A 16716-nucleotide genomic window follows, 5' to 3' on the forward strand; every position below is an offset into this window, starting at 1 on the left:
TCGCTACTGCTGCGGGTCGCAAGTCCGCAAAGCGCCCCCCGCCCGGCGCGCCAAGCGCGCCGACCTCCCCCGCACGCGGGGGAGGTGATCGCGACGTCTTCTTCTGTGTCCCACGCACACGGAAGCACGTCGTCGCGCAGGCCGCTCTGCTCCTTCCCCCGCATCGCGGGGCATTGCGCCCTTTACGGGTGGAAGGTTGGGATGGGGGGCGCTTTGCCGTTTTTGACCTGACGCTTTGCGTACAACTCGCGATGACGTCGATGTCTGCTGCGTACCCTGAAACTGAGCAATCGCAACAGCATCTTTATCCCGTACCCCATCGCAGCGCATTGCGCCCTTCGTGGAAGAAAGCTGGGAATGAGGACGCTTCGAACAGATTGACGCCGCGTCATCCGCGCACGGAAGACGAGCGATTCCGTGGCACTCACTCATCGACGTGCGTCGCGCGCGGACCCTGTCCGCACCGCACATGCGCGCAGCGACATCGCCCACGCGGCTGCGTCGCACCCCGCAAAAAAAACGCCGCCCGAAGGCGGCGTCAAATGAAGCGGGGTAAGCGCCGAGCGTGCTGCAGGCGCGTCGGCGGTACTGCGGATTACTTGCGGACGAATCCGATCTTGAGCATCTGCGCGTTCTTGGCCTCGGCCAACACCTTCGCCAGCACGCCGTAATCGGCGTCCTCGTTAGTGTCGATCTCCAGCGTCGGCTGGTTGGTCGGATCGCGCTGGACTTCCGATTCCATCATGTTGCGCAGCGCCGAGACCGGCGTCGGGCTGTCGTTCCAGAAGATCTGGCCCGAGCCGTCGATGCGCAGCTTGATCGGCTCCGGCGGTTCCACCGGATTGTCAGGCGGCGTCGAGGAACGCTGCGGCAGGTCGATGTCGATCGGATAGGACAACTGCGGCGCCGTCACCATGAAGATGATCAGTAGCACCAGCATCACGTCGCAGAGCGGAATGATGTTGATGTCGGCCATTGGGCCTTCGCCACCGGATGAAAATGCCATGGGTGATGCTCCGGTTTAGTTGCTTTCGGTCGTCGCCACGAAGCCGACCTTGCGCATGCCCTGGGCCTGCGCAACGTTGACCACTTGGTTGACGACCCGGTACTTCGCGGTCGAGTCGGCCCGGATGTTGACCGGCGGCTGAGGCGTCTTCTGCGCCTCGACCGACAGCGTGCTCTCGAGCAACTCGATCGACACCGGCTCGTCGTTGACGTAGATCTCGCCGCTGTCGGTGATCGCGACCGTGATCGGCGGCGCCGGGGGCGCCGTATCCGGACGCTCGTCCAGATTGGCCTGCGGCAACTCGACCTTGACCTTGTGCGCCATCATCGGTGCCGTGACCATGAAGATGATCAGCAGCACCAGCATGACGTCGACAAGCGGGACGATGTTGATCGTGGCGTTGACCTTGTCGTTACCGCCACCACCTGAGCTGAAAGCCATATCGGGACTCCGTTGTCGCTACTGACGTACGTTCTTAGACCTTGGCCGGCGGGACGGCATCGCCGACGCGCGAACCGGTGGCGAAGAAGTCGTGCAGGTCGTGCGCGAACGTGTCGAGCTTGTTGTTCGTGCCGCGGTTGAGGCGGACGAAGAAGTTGTAGCCCAGCACCGCCGGGATCGCGACGCCCAGACCGATCGCGGTCATGATCAGCGCCTCACCCACGGGACCCGCCACTGCGCCGATGTCGGCCTGGCCGCTGGCACCGATACGGATCAGGGCGCGGTAGATGCCCCACACCGTACCGAGCAGACCGACGAACGGTGCGGTCGCACCGACGGTCGCGAGCACGGTCAGACCGTTCTCGAGCTTCAGCGACTCACGAGTGACGGCCTGACGCAGCGCGCGGTCGACGAACTCCGAACGGTTCAGCGACTCGACCAGGCGCGAGCCTTCGTGACGCTGGTGGTGCGCGGCAGCCTGGGCGGCGTCCAGGGCGACCTTCGAGAAGGGCTCGCTCTTGGGCTGCTCTTCCATATGACGGATCGCGTCCTGGGCGTTCGGGGTTTCCCAGAACGTGTTGATCACGCGGTCCGAGCTGCCACGCAGGCGGGCATTCTTGATCGCGTTGTAGATGATCCAGTAGATCGACATGGCCGACATCGAGACGAGCACGATGAGGACGACCCAGCCGACCGCGTCCATGTGCTGAATCATGTCCGCGAAGCCCATCTGCTGCAGGGCTGCAGCGTTGCCGGCTCCGGTCGGGGCGGTGGTGGTTTCCTGCAGCATAACGCTTACCTTCTAGATGTAGTGGTTTGAAGAAGTGGAACGTGACGCGGGGACTAACAGGCCCCCGCGAACGGGCGCCGAATCTGCGCGGCCATCAGGCCGCCATGATCAACTGAGGCTGAAGTCGACTGGGACGCGGACGCGGCCGGCAGCCGGCTGGCCATCCTTCATTGCCGGTGCGAACGACCACTTGCGCGCGGCTTCGATCGCGGCGCGGTCGAGATCGCGGTTGCGGCTGGACTTCTCGACCGAGACATTGGTGACGTTGCCCTGCGCATCGACGTCGATGACGAGGATGACGGTGCCCTCGATCTGGGCGCGGGCTGCGGCCGGCGGGTAGCGCGGCGGATTCATGTTCTTCGACGAGATGTCGACGCTGGCGCCGATGTCGGCAACCTGGGCAGGCGGCGCGGGCGGCGCCGGCGGCGGGGCCGGAGCATCCATCGGCGACGGGTCGTCGAACACGACCGGCGGCGCTTCCGGCGGCGGTGGCACCGGTGTCGGTCGCGGCGGCGACAGCTCCTTGATGGGCTGCGGCTTCGGCGGTTCCGGCGGCGGCGGCGGCGGCGGCGGGGGCGGCGGCGGCGGCTCGATGATGACCACGCGGGTGGCCATCTCTTCCTCGGGTGCCGCGTTCGGCGGATTCACCGGTGCCAGCAGCAGCATGACCGCGGCGGCGTGGAAGGCGACCACCATCGTGAATCCGGCGATGCGGGCCCAGTTCAGGCCTTCGTCTTCGTCGTTGGTCGTCGTCGAGCGTTGCGTCATGCGGAGAACTCACGTGAGGCCAGAGCGAAACGCTCCGGTGGAAAGGTCAACCTGCCGCCCTGTCTGGCGGCAGGAATCCCGAAGCTTATACCAATCCGAGCAACGTGCACCATCCGTGACGCGCAGAACTTTTCCTTAACGGGCGGAGATGATTCGCTCCGCGTCGGCGTTGGACTTGAGCCCCTTGGCGATGGCCTGACGCGCAGCTTCCTTGGCTTCCGCGCTGCGGCCTTCCTGATGCAGTGCACGCGCCAGATTGAGGTAGGTCTCGCCGTTCTCGGCCAGCGGCGCCGCCTTGCGCCAGGTCTCGATCGCCGGCTCGATCTGATCGGAGAAGTAGTAGGCCTGAGCGAGCGCGGACAGCGTGCGGTAGTCGGACTGCAGGATGTTCTTCTGCAGGCCTTCGTTGATCACCGCGATCGCCTCGCGCTCCTTGCCCTCGCTGTTGAGGTAGAGCGCGTAGAGGTTGCGGTACTCGGTGTCCTCGGTCAGCTGGCCGCTGCTGCGCAGACGCTCGAACACCTCGATCGCCTTGTCGTTCTGATCGGTCTGCAGGTACGACACCGCGAGGTTGATCTGCGAGCGCTTGTCGTCGGGCGTTGCCTGCGCGACCTGCTCGGCCAGACGCGTGGCCTCAGCGCTGTTGCCCGACTCGGCGTAGGCGCCCATCAGCACCTGGGTCCACTGCGGGTCGACCTCGCCACCGCCTTCGACCAGCGGCTTGAGCGTGGCGATCGCCTCGGGGTAACGCTCCAGACGATAGAGCAGATTGCCCTTGAGCGCCTGGTCCTTGGGATCGGTGGATGCGGATTCGGCGAGGTAGCGATCCAGCGACACCAGCGCGGCGGCGTAGTCCTGCTCCTGTGCCTGCAGCTGGGCGACGATCAGCATCGCCTGGAAGTGGTTGTTGTTGTCCAGGCCGCCGCTGGCGATCGCCTGTTCGAGATAGGTGATCGCGCGGGCGTTGTCGTCGTTGAGCAGCAGCTGGCCGGCGAGCAATGCGGCCATCGACTTGTCGTACTCGTTCGCGCGTTCGTTGGCGATGATCTGATCGGCCAACGGCAGTCCCTTCTCCGCGTCCTGCGCGTTGTACGCCTCGGACAGCGCGTTGAGGTCCTTGACCAGACGCTGGCTGGCCTGCACGCCCGGCTCCTTGCGCGTGGCGTTGGGATAACGCGCTTCTTCCTTCTGCTGCGCCTGGCGACCGCCGCGACGCTCGCTGCGGTCGGCCGAGCGTGAGCTGCGATCGGCGCGGCTGCTGCGCTCGCTGCGGTCGCTACCGCCGTCGTCCTGCGCCATCGCCGGCGCGCCGAAGGCCAGCAGCGCGGTGGTCATCGCGGCGACCAGCGCCTTGTGGGAAAAACGGGACTTGGACATCGGGTCACCTCGATTGGGGTGGATGCGCCGCGAGCGCGAGCGCAGGAGTCTGGACGGCGATTATGGCCGACGCTTCGCCGTCGTGGGCAACCTGATCAGCCGCAGTTGGGACGGCGACCGGCCGCACGGGCCTGTTCGTAGACCGGCACCAGCGAGGTCGCACGCGCCTGCAGTTCGGCGATGCGGTTCTGCGGATTGGGGTGCGTCGACAACCATTGCGGCGGCTGGTTGCCGCCGCTGGCAGTGATCATGTTCTGCCACAGCGCGACGGCCGCACGCGGGTCGAACCCGGCCTTGGCCATCAACTCCTGCCCGACCACGTCCGCCTCGGTTTCCTGGGTGCGGGTACCGGGCAGCAGGAACGTCGCCTGCAGCGCCGCGCCGCCGAGCTGGCTGGTCGTCTGCTGCGCACCTTCGCCGTAGCGCGAGCCGAGCAACGCACCGGCCACGCCGAGCGCGCCCTGCGCGCCGAGCTGGCGAGTGATGCGCTCGTCGTGGTGGTTGGCGTAGACGTGGCCGATCTCGTGCGCGATGACGGCCGCCAGCTGATCCTGGTTCTTGGCGACGGTCAGGATGCCGGTATGCACGCCGACCTTGCCGCCGGGCAACGCGAAGGCGTTGGGGTTGTCGTCCACGAACACCACCGACTCCCACTTGAGCTGCTGCCAGTTGGCGGGCAGCTCGCGCACGATATCGGTCACGATGCAGCGCACATAGGCCTGCTGCCGGGCATCGGTGGACTGACGGGTCTTGGCCTTGGTCTCGGCGAACGCCTGCTCGCCCATCTGGTTGAGCTGCGCCTGCGAGACGCCGCCCACGTACTGGGTGCGCCCGGTCGGCGACGTGGTGGTGGCGCAGGCGGTCAGCAGCAACGCAACGGCGGCTGCGATGGGCGCTTTCATGGTCCGGCTTCCCCTTGCTCGATACGGATGGTCAGGGCATCCGTTGTAGTGCGGCCCGGATTAACGTTCCGTCAATCCGGGCGCACGGCCTGCACGGCGCAGGCCGCGTGGTCACGGCCCTCAGACGTCGAGGTTGGCGACCTTGAGCGCGTTGTCGTCGATGAAGGCACGGCGCGGCTCGACGACATCGCCCATCAGCGTGCTGAAGATCTCATCGGCCGCCACGGCGTCCTCGATCCGCACCTGCAGCAGGCGTCGCGTTTCGGGATTGACGGTGGTGTCCCACAGCTGCTCGGGGTTCATTTCGCCCAGGCCCTTGAAGCGCTGGATCTGGCGGCCCTTCTTGGCTTCCTCGAGCAGCCACGCCTGGGCGCCGGCGAAGGTCTTCACCGGCTGGGCGCGATTGCCGCGGACGATCTGCGCACCCTCGCGGATCAGGCCGTGCAGCTGGCGCGCGACCTCGCCGACCGCGCGCAGGTCGCCACTTTCGAGCGCGGCCAGCGGCACCATCTGGATCAGGTCGACGCCCATGTGCTGGCGTTCGATCGTCAGCACGGCGCCGCGCGATTCGTTGGCCGGCTGCACCGAGAACCGATAACGCGGACGACCGAGCCCGGACTGGTTGAGGCGCCCTTCCAGCGCACGCAATGCATCCTGCGCGGCCTCGGCATCGCCGGACAGCGGCGCGGCGTCGAGCAGCAGTTCCAGCACGGCCGGATCGTAGCGGTGCGCGTTGCGCGCGATCGCATCCTTGGCCGCGGCGAAATCGAGCAGCAACCGCTCCAGGGCGAGGCCTTCGATCGCCGGTTCGCCGGCGGCCGGAATCAGCTGCGCCCCTTCGACCGCATTGCCGGCCAGATAGGCATCGAGCGCAGCGTCGTCCTTGAGGTAGAGCTCGTTCTTGCCCTGCTTGATCTTGTACAGCGGCGGCAGGCCGATGTAGACATGGCCGCGCTCGATCAGCTCGGGCATCTGCCGGTAGAAGAACGTCAGCAGCAGCGTGCGGATATGCGAGCCGTCGACGTCGGCGTCGGTCATGATGATGATGCGGTGGTAGCGCAGCTTGTCGGGGTTGTACTCGTCCTTGCCGATGCCAGTGCCGAGCGCGGTGATCAGCGTGCCGACCTCGGCCGATGCGAGCATGCGGTCGAACCGCGCGCGCTCGACGTTGAGGATCTTGCCGCGCAGCGGCAGCACCGCCTGGTTGCGGCGATTGCGCCCCTGCTTGGCCGAACCGCCGGCCGAATCGCCCTCGACGATGAACAGTTCCGACAGCGCCGGGTCCTTCTCCTGGCAGTCGGCAAGCTTGCCCGGCAGGCCGGCGATGTCCAGCGCGCCCTTGCGGCGGGTCAGGTCGCGGGCCTTGCGCGCGGCCTCGCGCGCGCGCGCGGCATCGACGATCTTGCCTGCGATCGCACGCGCCTCGTTCGGGTTCTCCTCGAGGAACTCCTGCAGCCGCTGGCCGAACGCGCTTTCGACGACCGGGCGCACTTCGGACGAGACCAGCTTTTCCTTGGTCTGCGACGAGAAGCTCGGGTCGGGCACCTTCACCGACAGCACCGCGATCATGCCCTCGCGCATGTCGTCGCCCGACAGCGCGACCTTGGCCTGCTTGGCGATGCCGTTGTGCTCGATGTACTGCGTCAGCGTGCGCGTGAGCGCGGCGCGGAAACCCTGCAGATGCGTGCCGCCGTCCTTCTGCGGGATGTTGTTGGTGAAGCAGAACATCGTTTCCTGGTACGCGTCGGTCCACTGCAGCGCGACATCGACCGTGATACCGCTCTGCTCGCCCGTGACGGAGATCACATTGGGGTGCAGTGGCGTCTTGAGCTGGGCGAGGTGCTCGACGAACGAGCGGATGCCGCCCTCGTACTGGTAGGTATCGCGCCGCCCTTCTCCGCGCAGGTCGACAAGCGTGACCTTGACACCGGAATTGAGGAACGAGAGCTCCCGCAGGCGGCGGGCCAGGATGTCGTAATGGAACGTGACGTCGGTGAACGTCGCGACCGCCGGCCAGAAGCGCAGGGTGGTACCGCGCTTGGTCGAGGGCTCGCGGCGCTCGAGCGGCGCGACCGGCTCGCCGGTCGCGTACTCCTGATGGTGGTGGTAACCGTCGCGCCAGATGTCGAGCGTGAGCTTCTCGCTCAGCGCGTTGACGACCGAGACACCCACGCCATGCAGGCCGCCGGAGACCTTGTAGCTGTTGTCGTCGAACTTACCGCCAGCGTGCAGTTGGGTCATGATGACCTGCGCGGCCGACACGCCCTCTTCCTTGTGGATGTCGACCGGGATGCCACGGCCGTTGTCCGACACCGAGACCGAGCCATCCTCGTGGATCGTCACGACGACCTCGTCGGCATGGCCGGCGAGCGCTTCGTCGATCGCGTTGTCCACGACCTCGAACACCATGTGGTGCAGGCCGGTGCCATCGTGCACGTCGCCGATGTACATGCCTGGCCGCTTGCGAACGGCCTCGAGGCCACGCAGCACGGTGATCCGGCTGGAGTCGTAATCGGTATTGGCGGGGGCGCCGCCGGGGATGGTCTCGTCGCTCATTCGATTCGCTGTCTGGCAGGCGCGCGGTCCGCGACGCGCAAGCGCCGCGAGGCGACATGCGGCGGTCGAACAGGCCGGCATAGAGGGCCATCATACCACCCCACCCCGGCACGCCCCGGGGGTGGTTCCACGTGGAACCTTTGCGTTCAACGGCGTCGAATCGCGTTGTTGGTGGTCGGCGTCTTGCCGCAATCGCGGCAGGACGGATGGGACGGGAGGCAGCCGGGCGACGGGCGCGGGCGCGCACGCAGGGTCGAATGCGAGTCTTGGTCCCTAAGCCTCAGATCGCCCGCCCCGGCGCAGAATGCGCCCGCCCGCACATCAGATCCTCGGGGAGTGCTCAAACAAGCACCGCAGTGGGACCGCAGGGCGGTATCGACCGGGCTGCAATGGCGGTCTATGGCGCCAGATACCGTGCGCGGCCTGCGGTAAGGCCTGCATCCGCTGCGCCACCGTCAAAGCTTCGCTGCTCTGCTTTGCGTCGCGCCCACCGTCGCTGGCGGCCGGCCCCGAACAAGTCGGGCGCGGGCGGCGCCATTCGCTCGCGCGCTCCGCGCTCGCCGTCCTTACACGGGCCCGGACGCAGCATGCAGTGGCGGTGGCCAAGGCGATCGCCCCGCCCCGCAGCTTCAGCAGGGCGAAATGCGAGGAAACGAGGCCACCGGTGTTCCGAGTCGAGCACGGGGCGCAGCGGCGCTGTTCACCGCGGCCGAGTGTGTCGCACCCGACCGAGAAGAAGCTCGGCATCCCGCTTTGACAGCCGTGCGCACCGCGAAGCGAAGCGCTGGATAAGGTTCCACGTGAAACACAGCTCACGCTTGGCCTACAGAAGGTGGTTCCACGTGGAACACCACCTGTGCGCCAGGCAACCGACGTAGCCGGGCAACTTCGATTCAGCTGACGCTTTCGACCTTCCCGTGTTCCACGTGGAACACATGCGCCTCGGCCACCAGCGCCGCCGGCCAGTGCGAAGGCTGCTCCGTGCCTGTCAGCAGGACCTGCGCATCCGCGGCCTGCAGGAACTCGAGCACCTGACGCTGGTGATCGCGATCGAGTTCCGAAGCGAGATCGTCGAGTGCCACGACCGGCCAGCGTCCAGCCGCCGCGTCTGCGCAATCCGCGGCTTGGGCCAGCAGGCAGCACAGGGCAGCCTGCTTCGCCTGGCCACGCGACAGCAAGCCCTGCTCCGGCCGCGCCTCAAATCCGATCCGCCAGTCCGCGCGGTGTGGGCCGACGGACGTGTGGCCAAGCGCACGATCGCGGTCGCGCGCGACCAGCAGCGCGTCCGCCAGCGACAAGTCGTTCCTGCGCCACCCGGGCAGAAACGAGAGCGTCGCCTCACCCAGCGCCGGCGCCAGCACCGCCGCAATCCGCTGCAATGCCGCCTGCAGCCGGACCAGATAGGCTTCGCGGCGCAGATCGAGCGGTTGACCCGCCTCCGCAAGCTCGTGGTCCCAAGCGTCCAGCTGTGCCCCCCCGACGCCGGCCTTCAACAGCGCGTTGCGCTGGCGCAGCGCCCGCGCGTACCGCCGCCACTGCCCCAGAAAGTCATGTTCCACGTGGAACAGCCCCCAATCGAGGTAACGCCTGCGAATCTCGCTCCCCCCGGAAATCAGCGCGTGGCTGCCGGGTTCGAAGGTCACGACCATCAGCGCCGCGCATAACTCGCCGAGTTGGCTCACGGACGCGCCATCCAGGCGGCCCGTCCACGCCTGCCCGCTATGCCGCAGACCCGCACGCCGCCGATGCTCGGGGTGCACAGGATCCGGCTGCCACTCCGCAAAGACCTCCAACGCATCGGCACCGCGCTGGATCAGGCCGTCACGGACCCGGCCGCGGAAGCTGCGGCCATAGGCCAGCAAATGCAGGCCTTCGAGCACACTGCTTTTGCCGGCCCCATTCGCGCCGAGCAGCAGGTTCAAGCGCGGCCCCGGCGCAAGAGAGACCGCGTCCAGGTTCCTTACGCGGCCAAGATCGAGACGGGTGAGCTGCACACAGGTCCTGTGAGGTCGGAAACGGAAAACGCCCGGCATGGCCGGGCGCTTGTTCCACGTGAAACATTGCGTCGGGCGGGCCCGCGCATGATAGACCGGGCGTCAGAGACGCAGCGGCATCACAACATGGCGGCTGCGCTCGTCCGCCGCCTCGCGCACCAGTGCCGAGGAGTTGGCATCACGCAACTTCAGAATCACCTGTTCGCCGCGCAGCGCCGTCAGCGCATCGAGCAGATAGTTGACGTTGAACCCGACCGCAAGCTCGTCGACCTTGGTGTCCGCCTCGACCTCTTCGTGCGCCTCTTCCTGCTCGGGGTTGTGCGCGTTGATCCGCAGCATCCCCGGCGACACCTCGACGCGCACGCCGCGGTACTTCTCGTTGGACAGGATAGCCACGCGCTGCAGCGCGGCGCGCAGCAGTTCGCGATCCACCGCGACTTCGCGATCGGCGCCGATCGGAATCACCGCCTCGTAGTCGGGGAAGCGGCCATCGATGAGCTTGCTGGTGAAGGTCACATCGTCGCGCTTGACCCGCAGGTGGTTACGGCCGAGTTCCAGTTCCAGAATCTTGTCGCCCCCCTCGAGCAGGCGCTGCAACTCGGTCACGCCCTTGCGCGGCAGGATGATCTGGCGCTTGGTCTGCACCGCCGTTTCGAGCTCGGTCTCGCACAGCGCCAGGCGGTGACCGTCGGTTGCCACGCAACGCAGCCGGGTCTCGCCCAGGTCGAACAGCAGGCCGTTGAGGTAATAGCGCACGTCCTGCTGGGCCATCGCGAACGCGGTCCGTTCGATCAACTCCTTGAGCGCGGCTTCCGGCACCGCGATGCGCTCGGTCGCTTCGACCTCGTCCACCGACGGGAAATCACCCGCCGGCAGGCTTGCCAGCGTGAAACGGCTGCGGCCGGCCTGCACCGTGATCTTGTCGCCCGACTGCGAGATCGCGACCTTGCTGCCATCGGGCAGCGCACGAACGATGTCGAACAGCTTGCGCGCCGGAATCGTGGTCTCGCCGTCCTGCGCGTCGTCGACGGCGCGGCGCGAGACCATCTCGACCTCGAGGTCGGTACCGGTCAACGACAGCTGGCCGTCCTGGACCTGGACCAGCAGGTTCGCCAGCACGGGCAGGGTCTGACGCCGCTCGACGACGTTGACGACCTGGGCCAGCGGCTTGAGCAGGGTTTCGCGTTGCAGACTGAAGCGCATGTCGGTGTTATCCCCTTGAGCCGTGCTTTCTTAAGATGGTTATAAATCTAAAAAAGGTGGAGCTGGAAGCAGCGAAAACCGGGTGATATCTCATTTAAGCTGCTGATTTCTAACAGAATTTCCGACCTTCAAACCCGGTGGACAGCGCCTGTGGAGAAGTGGATCAAGCTGTGGACAAGTTTGCAGGTCCGAAATTGTCCACATGCTGTCCACTGCGCGTCCCGGTGTTGTGCAGTCCCCGGATTTGCGCAGCTTACTCGCTGAGCTTGCGGATCAGCTTGTCCCAATCCTCGCGTAATTTGCCGTCGCTTTCGATCAGGGTGCGGATCTGACGGCAGGCGTGCAGCACCGTCGTGTGGTCGCGCCCGGCAAAGGCCTCGCCGATCTCCGGCAGGCTGTGCTCGGTCAGCTCCTTGGACAGCGCCATCGCCACCTGCCGGGGCCGCGCCAGCGAGCGCGTACGGCGCTTGGACAGCAGGTCCTTGATCTGCAGGCCGTAATAGTCGGCGACGACCTTCTGGATGTTGGCGATGCTGATCGCCTGCTGCTGGGCGCGCAGCAGATCGCGCAGCGTCTCGGTCGCGAACTCGACGGTGATCGCCCGGCCCATGAAGTTCGCGCGCGCAGCCAGCGTATTGAGTGCGCCCTCGAGGTCGCGCACGTTCGAATGCATCTTCTTGGCCAGCAGGAACGCCACGTCGTCGGGCACCTGGGTGCCGCGCTCAGCGGCCTTGGCCAGCACGATCGCAGCGCGCGTCTCGAAGTCCGGCGGATCGATCGCCACCGACAGGCCCCAGGCCAGCCGCGACTTGAGCCGCGGCTCCAGGCCGTCGACCTCACGCGGGTAACGGTCGCAGGTCATGATGATCTGCTGCTTGCTGTCGAACAGCGTGTTGAAGGTATGGAAGAACTCTTCCTGGGTCCGGTCCTTGCCGGCGAAGAACTGGATGTCGTCGATCAGCAGCGCGTCGATCTGGCGGAACTGGCGTTTGAACTGGTCCGACGTCTTTTCCTGGATCGAGCGGAAGAACGCGCTGTAGAACTCCTCCGAACGCAGATACAGCACGCGCGCGCGCGGGTTCTGCCGGCGCATCTCGTTGCCGGCGGCGAACATCAGGTGGGTCTTGCCCAGGCCGGTGCCGCCGTACAGCAGCAGCGGGTTGTGCGCGCGGTCGCCGGGCTTGAGTGCGGCCTGCCAGGCCGCGGCCCGGCCCATCTGGTTGCTGCGGCCTTCGACGAAGTTGTCGAAGGTGTAATGGCTGTCCATGTTGCCGGCAAACGCCTCGATCGGCGCGGCGGGCGTGCTGGCACGGGCCTCGCCGAACGGCGTGGGGGCGGCTTGCGGCGGCGGCGGCGCGGCGGCGCGCGGCAGCGACCCGACCTGCAGGCTCACCTCGTCATGGCCGGCGAAATGGGCCAGCAGTTCGCGGATGCGCGGCATGTAGCGCGCCTGCACCTCGTCGCGGACGAACGCATTCGGGGCGTAGAGCACCGTGGCCTGCGCATCGGCCCGGGCCTGCAGCGGCTTGAGCCAGGTGTGGACTTCCTCGGCCGGATACTCGGCTTCGAGGCGTTGGAGGCAGCGGGGCCAGACATCCATAGGGCGCGCAATCGACCAAAAAGTACGGTGCGGCCGTCGCGCAGCCGCGCGACTTCCGGCACCGGGAAAGAGGGCTGGCAGACTACCATGTCGCTGTCGGCGCTCGCCCTGCGACGCTATGGCACGTCCGCCGTCTGCCGGAAGGCCGACTTGACCGTCCCGGCACGGCGCCGCTAGAATTTCCGGTTCCTTTTCGTCGCGTTGCCCCAGAAGGCGTCACCATGGCTACCAAGCGCACCTACCAACCCAGCAACCTCAAGCGCAAGCGCGACCACGGCTTCCGTGCCCGCATGGCGACTGCCGACGGCCGCAAGATCCTGGCCCGTCGCCGCGCCAAGGGCCGCAAGGTCCTCTCGGCCTAATCGCCGCCAGGATGCTTCCTGCCGGAACGGTGCGCCGCGACCCGCCGCGCGCCGTTCCGTCCGCCGCGCCATCCCGATGAACGCAGGTGCCCGATACCCGCGGCACATGCGCGTGCGCGCGCGTGCCGATTTCGATCGTATCTTCGCCAGCGCAACGCGAACCGCGTCGCCGTTGCTGGCCGTGCACCTGTTGCCCGAGCCCGGCCCGGCCCGCCTGGGGCTGGCGGTCTCGCGCAAGGTCGACAAACGTGCGGTCGGCCGCAACCGCATTAAGCGCGTGCTGCGCGACCAGTTCCGCCTGCTGCAGGCCGAGCTCAAGCCCGGCAGCTACGTCGTCGTCGCCCGCCCGCCCGCGGCCGGCGCCGACAACGCAGCGCTGCGCACTGCTTTCGTTTCCGCGCTGCGGCGTGCCCGCGCGTTGCCGCTGGCCGCCCCGGTCGGCACAATGCCCGCTTCCCCGATTCCATCCACGCCGGCCACGCCCGGCGCATGAGCCTGCCCGCCTGATGAACCAGATCCGTACTTTCCTGATCCTCGCCTGGCTGATGGTCGCCGTGCTGCTCTGGATGGAGTGGGGCAAGGAGAAGGCGGCTGCCGCCCAGCCGGCCCAGACCAGCGCCGCCACCGCCGGCTCGCCGACGGTGCCGACGCCGCAGGCGCCGGGCGCCGCAGTGCCCGAAGCGCCGGCCGCGACTGCGGCGCCCACCGTCCCCGGTGCGAGCTCGGCGCCGGCGACCAGCGTCGCCGCCGCTGCGCGCCGCGTGGTGGTGCAGACCGATGTGCTGCGCGTCGTGCTCGACGGCGGCAACGTCGTCGAGGCCGACCTGCTGGCCTATCCGCAGACCCGTGACGCCGGCAGCCCGCCGGTGCGCATGCTCGACACCGATCCGCTGCATTACTACGCCGCGCAGGCCGGTTGGGTCAGCGGCAACAATGCCGCGCCCAGCCACGAGGGTGCGTTCGTGCCCGAAGGCCAGGCCACGTCCTACACGCTGGCCGATGGCGAAGGCACGCTGGTGGTGCCGTTCGTGTGGACTGGTGCCGATGGCGTCACCATCCGCCGCAACTTCGTGTTCTCGCGCGCCGACTACGCGATCGAAGTGCGCGACGAGATCGTCAACGCCGGCAGCGCGCCGTGGCAGGGCTTCGCCTATCGCCAGCTGATCCGGACCGCACCTGCGGTCAAGCGCGGCATGACCAATCCCGAGTCCTACAGCCTGGTCGGTGCGACCTGGTTCGGCAGCGAGATCGGCTACAGCCGCCGCCAGCTCGGCGACTTCGAAAGCGACGGCCCGCTCAACGCGAAGGACACCCAGGTGTGGATCGCGATGGCGCAGCACCACTTCTTCAGCGCCTGGATTCCGCGCGCCGACGATGCGAGCACGATCTCGATGCAGGTCGATCGCAGCACGGGCGCACCGCGCTACCTGATCCGCGAACTTGGCCCGCCGATTTCGGTCGCCGCCGGTCAGCAGGCTGCCACCAGCGCCCGGCTGTGGATCGGACCCAAGCAGGTCGACCTGATCAAGGCGCAGGGCGTGCGTGGTCTCGACCGCGTCGTCGACTACAGCCGTTTCACCCTGTTCGCAATGCTCGGCGAAGGCCTGTTCTGGGTGCTGGCCAAGCTGCACGGGCTGATCGGCAACTGGGGCTGGTCGATCATCGGCCTGGTGCTGCTGGTGAAGCTCGCGCTCTATCCGCTGTCGGTCGCCCAGTACAAGTCGATGGCGAAGATGCGCAAGTTCCAGCCGCGCATTGCCCAGCTCAAGGAACGCTACGGGGACGACAAGCAGAAGTTCCAGATGGCGATGATGGAGCTGTACAAGAAGGAGAAGATCAACCCGATCGGCGGCTGCCTGCCGGTGCTGCTGCAGATGCCGGTGTTCTTCGCGCTGTACTGGGTGCTGCTCGAATCGGTGGAACTGCGCCACACGCCGTGGATGCTGTGGATCCAGGACCTGACCGCGCGCGACCCCTACTTCATCCTGCCGGTGCTCAACATCGCGATCATGTGGGCGACGCAGAAGCTCACGCCGATGGTCGGCGTCGACCCGATGCAGCAGAAGATCATGCAGCTGATGCCGCTGATCTTCGGCGTGATCATGATCTTCTTCCCCTCGGGCCTGGTGCTGTACTGGGTCACCAACGGCGGCCTGGGCCTGCTGCAGCAGTGGTGGATGATCAAGCGCTACAGCGAGGCGCCGGCCAAGGCCTGACGGCCGCGCCGACGCGATCTCCACGAGCCCGCCGCATGGCGGGCTCGTGCGTTGAGGAGCAAGGACATGACCCCAGCCACCGACACCATCGCTGCGATCGCCACTGCGCCTGGCGCTGGTGGCGTCGGCATCGTGCGGCTCTCGGGGCCGCGTGCGTCCGAGATCGCGCAGGCGCTGTGCGGCCGGATATTGCGGCCGCGCCACGCCCACCATGTGCGGTTCGAGAATGATGATGGCGAGACACTCGACGACGGCATCGCGATTGCGTTTGCTGGCCCGGCCAGCTACACCGGCGAAGACGTGGTCGAGCTGCAGGGCCATGGCAGTCCAGTCGTGCTGCAGCAGGTGCTGGCCCGGTGCCGCGCGCTCGGCGCTCGGCTCGCGCGGCCCGGTGAGTTCAGTGAACGCGCGTTCCTCAATGGCCGCCTCGACCTGACCCAGGCCGAAGCCGTTGCCGACCTGATCGCCGCCGGCGACGTGCGCGCCGCACGGGCCGCGCGCCGCACGCTCGACGGCGCGTTCTCGACCCGCTGCGACGCACTGGCCGCCGAGTTGCTGCACCTGCGCGTGCACGTCGAGGCGATGATCGATTTTTCCGACGAGCCGATCGATGCGCTCGGCGGCGATGTCGTGGCCGAGCGGCTCGATGCGCTGGCCACCTCGCTGGCTGTGCTGCTTGCCGAAGCCGAGCAGGGACGCCGGCTGCGCGACGGCTTGCATGCGGTGATCGTCGGTCCGCCCAACGCGGGCAAGAGTTCGCTGCTCAATGCGCTGGCCGGCAGCGAGCGCGCGATTGTCACCGAGATCGCCGGCACCACGCGCGACCTGCTGCACGAAACCGTGCGCATCGCCGGCGCCGAATTGACCTTGGTCGACACCGCTGGCTTGCGCGAGGCCGGAGACGCGATCGAGCGCGAGGGCATCCGCCGCGCCCGCGCCGAATTGCGTCGCGCGGACCTGGCAATCATTGTGCTCGATGCGCGCGATCCGCAGGTGGGCCTGCGCGCCGTGGCCAGCGACATCCAAGATGTGCCAGCGCGATTGGTCGTGCACAACAAGGTCGACTTGCTCGAGGGCGCGGCCCCGGACGATGACGTGGTGCGTGTTTCCGCGCGCACAGGGGCGGGCCTGGACGCGCTGCGCGACGCACTGGCGACGCAGGTTGCCGGGCCCGCGGCCGGCGAAGGCGCGTTCACTGCCCGGCAGCGCCACGTCGATGCCCTGCGCATTGCCGCCGATGCGGTGGACGAGGCGCGCGCGACGCTGCAGGCGCAGACCCTGGAACTGACGGCCGAGGCCTTGCGCGTGGCCCACGACGCGGTCGGTGAGATCACCGGCCGTGTCCTGCCTGACGATCTGCTGGGGCATATCTTCTCGAGCTTCTGCATCGGGAAGTGAGGTAGGGTCCAAGGACATCCATTGACGTCTTCTGATGTGGTGATAATCCTTGTAAATAAAGGGATTTTTGTCTAATGACGGATTCGGTGATACAGTCAAAGCC

At 67.3% G+C, this 16716-nt stretch carries 14 protein-coding genes; 4 read left to right on the forward strand and 10 right to left on the reverse strand.

The window, feature by feature from the left end:
* Positions 1-595: 595 nt before the first annotated feature.
* The 10 genes from WAF18_RS01170 to dnaA form a co-directional block, all read right to left on the reverse strand.
* Complete coding sequence (locus tag WAF18_RS01170; RefSeq protein ID WP_183425117.1) at positions 596-1006, reverse strand: biopolymer transporter ExbD; 411 nt, start codon at positions 1004-1006, stop codon at positions 596-598.
* Positions 1007-1021: 15 nt separating this feature from the next.
* Positions 1022-1447, reverse strand: coding sequence for a biopolymer transporter ExbD (locus WAF18_RS01175; RefSeq protein ID WP_241944749.1), 426 nt, complete (start codon positions 1445-1447; stop codon positions 1022-1024).
* 34 nt (positions 1448-1481) lie between these two features.
* Positions 1482-2237, reverse strand: coding sequence for a MotA/TolQ/ExbB proton channel family protein (locus WAF18_RS01180; RefSeq protein ID WP_337243491.1), 756 nt, complete (start codon positions 2235-2237; stop codon positions 1482-1484).
* A gap of 108 nt (positions 2238-2345) precedes the next feature.
* On the reverse strand, positions 2346-3005 hold the full coding sequence (locus WAF18_RS01185) for an energy transducer TonB (RefSeq protein ID WP_241944751.1): 660 nt from the start codon (positions 3003-3005) through the stop codon (positions 2346-2348).
* Between the two features lie 135 nt (positions 3006-3140).
* On the reverse strand, positions 3141-4340 hold the full coding sequence (locus WAF18_RS01190) for a tetratricopeptide repeat protein (protein ID WP_337243932.1): 1200 nt from the start codon (positions 4338-4340) through the stop codon (positions 3141-3143).
* A gap of 137 nt (positions 4341-4477) precedes the next feature.
* Entirely contained in the window at positions 4478-5284 is an 807-nt protein-coding gene (locus WAF18_RS01195; protein ID WP_183425113.1) for a M48 family metallopeptidase, read from the reverse strand.
* A 120-nt stretch (positions 5285-5404) separates the two neighbouring features.
* Positions 5405-7840: a DNA topoisomerase (ATP-hydrolyzing) subunit B gene (gene gyrB / locus WAF18_RS01200; RefSeq protein WP_183425112.1), complete on the reverse strand. Its 2436-nt coding sequence runs from the start codon at positions 7838-7840 to the stop codon at positions 5405-5407.
* Between the two features lie 893 nt (positions 7841-8733).
* Complete coding sequence (gene recF, locus WAF18_RS01205; protein WP_337243492.1) at positions 8734-9834, reverse strand: DNA replication/repair protein RecF; 1101 nt, start codon at positions 9832-9834, stop codon at positions 8734-8736.
* Between the two features lie 102 nt (positions 9835-9936).
* The gene (gene dnaN / locus WAF18_RS01210; RefSeq protein WP_337243493.1) at positions 9937-11037 is read right to left on the reverse strand and encodes a DNA polymerase III subunit beta; all 1101 of its coding nucleotides are present in this window, start codon (positions 11035-11037) and stop codon (positions 9937-9939) included.
* A gap of 253 nt (positions 11038-11290) precedes the next feature.
* Positions 11291-12637 (reverse strand): chromosomal replication initiator protein DnaA, encoded by a 1347-nt coding sequence (dnaA, locus tag WAF18_RS01215; protein ID WP_183425109.1) that lies wholly within the window; start codon positions 12635-12637, stop codon positions 11291-11293.
* Between the two features lie 221 nt (positions 12638-12858).
* On the opposite strand from dnaA, the gene rpmH reads away from it, so the two are divergent.
* The 4 genes from rpmH (at position 12859) to mnmE (ending at position 16613) form a co-directional block, all read left to right on the forward strand.
* The gene (rpmH, locus tag WAF18_RS01220) at positions 12859-12999 is read left to right on the forward strand and encodes a 50S ribosomal protein L34 (protein ID WP_047138036.1); all 141 of its coding nucleotides are present in this window, start codon (positions 12859-12861) and stop codon (positions 12997-12999) included.
* A 76-nt stretch (positions 13000-13075) separates the two neighbouring features.
* Positions 13076-13492, forward strand: coding sequence for a ribonuclease P protein component (gene rnpA, locus WAF18_RS01225; RefSeq protein ID WP_337243494.1), 417 nt, complete (start codon positions 13076-13078; stop codon positions 13490-13492).
* Between the two features lie 13 nt (positions 13493-13505).
* The gene (gene yidC / locus WAF18_RS01230; RefSeq protein WP_337243495.1) at positions 13506-15215 is read left to right on the forward strand and encodes a membrane protein insertase YidC; all 1710 of its coding nucleotides are present in this window, start codon (positions 13506-13508) and stop codon (positions 15213-15215) included.
* A gap of 66 nt (positions 15216-15281) precedes the next feature.
* Entirely contained in the window at positions 15282-16613 is a 1332-nt protein-coding gene (gene mnmE / locus WAF18_RS01235; RefSeq protein ID WP_337243496.1) for a tRNA uridine-5-carboxymethylaminomethyl(34) synthesis GTPase MnmE, read from the forward strand.
* The last annotated feature ends 103 nt before the right edge of the window (positions 16614-16716 follow it).

The sequence above is a fragment of the Luteimonas sp. gir genome (assembly GCF_037198055.1).
GTDB lineage: Bacteria > Pseudomonadota > Gammaproteobacteria > Xanthomonadales > Xanthomonadaceae > Luteimonas > Luteimonas citri_A.

Coding starts and splice junctions, on each gene's coding strand:
- WAF18_RS01170 (WP_183425117.1), bottom strand. CDS start 1,006: ATGGCATTTTCATCCGGTGGCGAAGGCCCAATGGCCGACATCAACATC.
- WAF18_RS01175 (WP_241944749.1), bottom strand. CDS start 1,447: ATGGCTTTCAGCTCAGGTGGTGGCGGTAACGACAAGGTCAACGCCACG.
- WAF18_RS01180 (WP_337243491.1), bottom strand. CDS start 2,237: ATGCTGCAGGAAACCACCACCGCCCCGACCGGAGCCGGCAACGCTGCA.
- WAF18_RS01185 (WP_241944751.1), bottom strand. CDS start 3,005: ATGACGCAACGCTCGACGACGACCAACGACGAAGACGAAGGCCTGAAC.
- WAF18_RS01190 (WP_337243932.1), bottom strand. CDS start 4,340: ATGACCACCGCGCTGCTGGCCTTCGGCGCGCCGGCGATGGCGCAGGAC.
- WAF18_RS01195 (WP_183425113.1), bottom strand. CDS start 5,284: ATGAAAGCGCCCATCGCAGCCGCCGTTGCGTTGCTGCTGACCGCCTGC.
- gyrB (WP_183425112.1), bottom strand. CDS start 7,840: ATGAGCGACGAGACCATCCCCGGCGGCGCCCCCGCCAATACCGATTAC.
- dnaN (WP_337243493.1), bottom strand. CDS start 11,037: ATGCGCTTCAGTCTGCAACGCGAAACCCTGCTCAAGCCGCTGGCCCAG.
- dnaA (WP_183425109.1), bottom strand. CDS start 12,637: ATGGATGTCTGGCCCCGCTGCCTCCAACGCCTCGAAGCCGAGTATCCG.
- rpmH (WP_047138036.1), top strand. CDS start 12,859: ATGGCTACCAAGCGCACCTACCAACCCAGCAACCTCAAGCGCAAGCGC.
- rnpA (WP_337243494.1), top strand. CDS start 13,076: ATGAACGCAGGTGCCCGATACCCGCGGCACATGCGCGTGCGCGCGCGT.
- yidC (WP_337243495.1), top strand. CDS start 13,506: ATGAACCAGATCCGTACTTTCCTGATCCTCGCCTGGCTGATGGTCGCC.
- mnmE (WP_337243496.1), top strand. CDS start 15,282: ATGACCCCAGCCACCGACACCATCGCTGCGATCGCCACTGCGCCTGGC.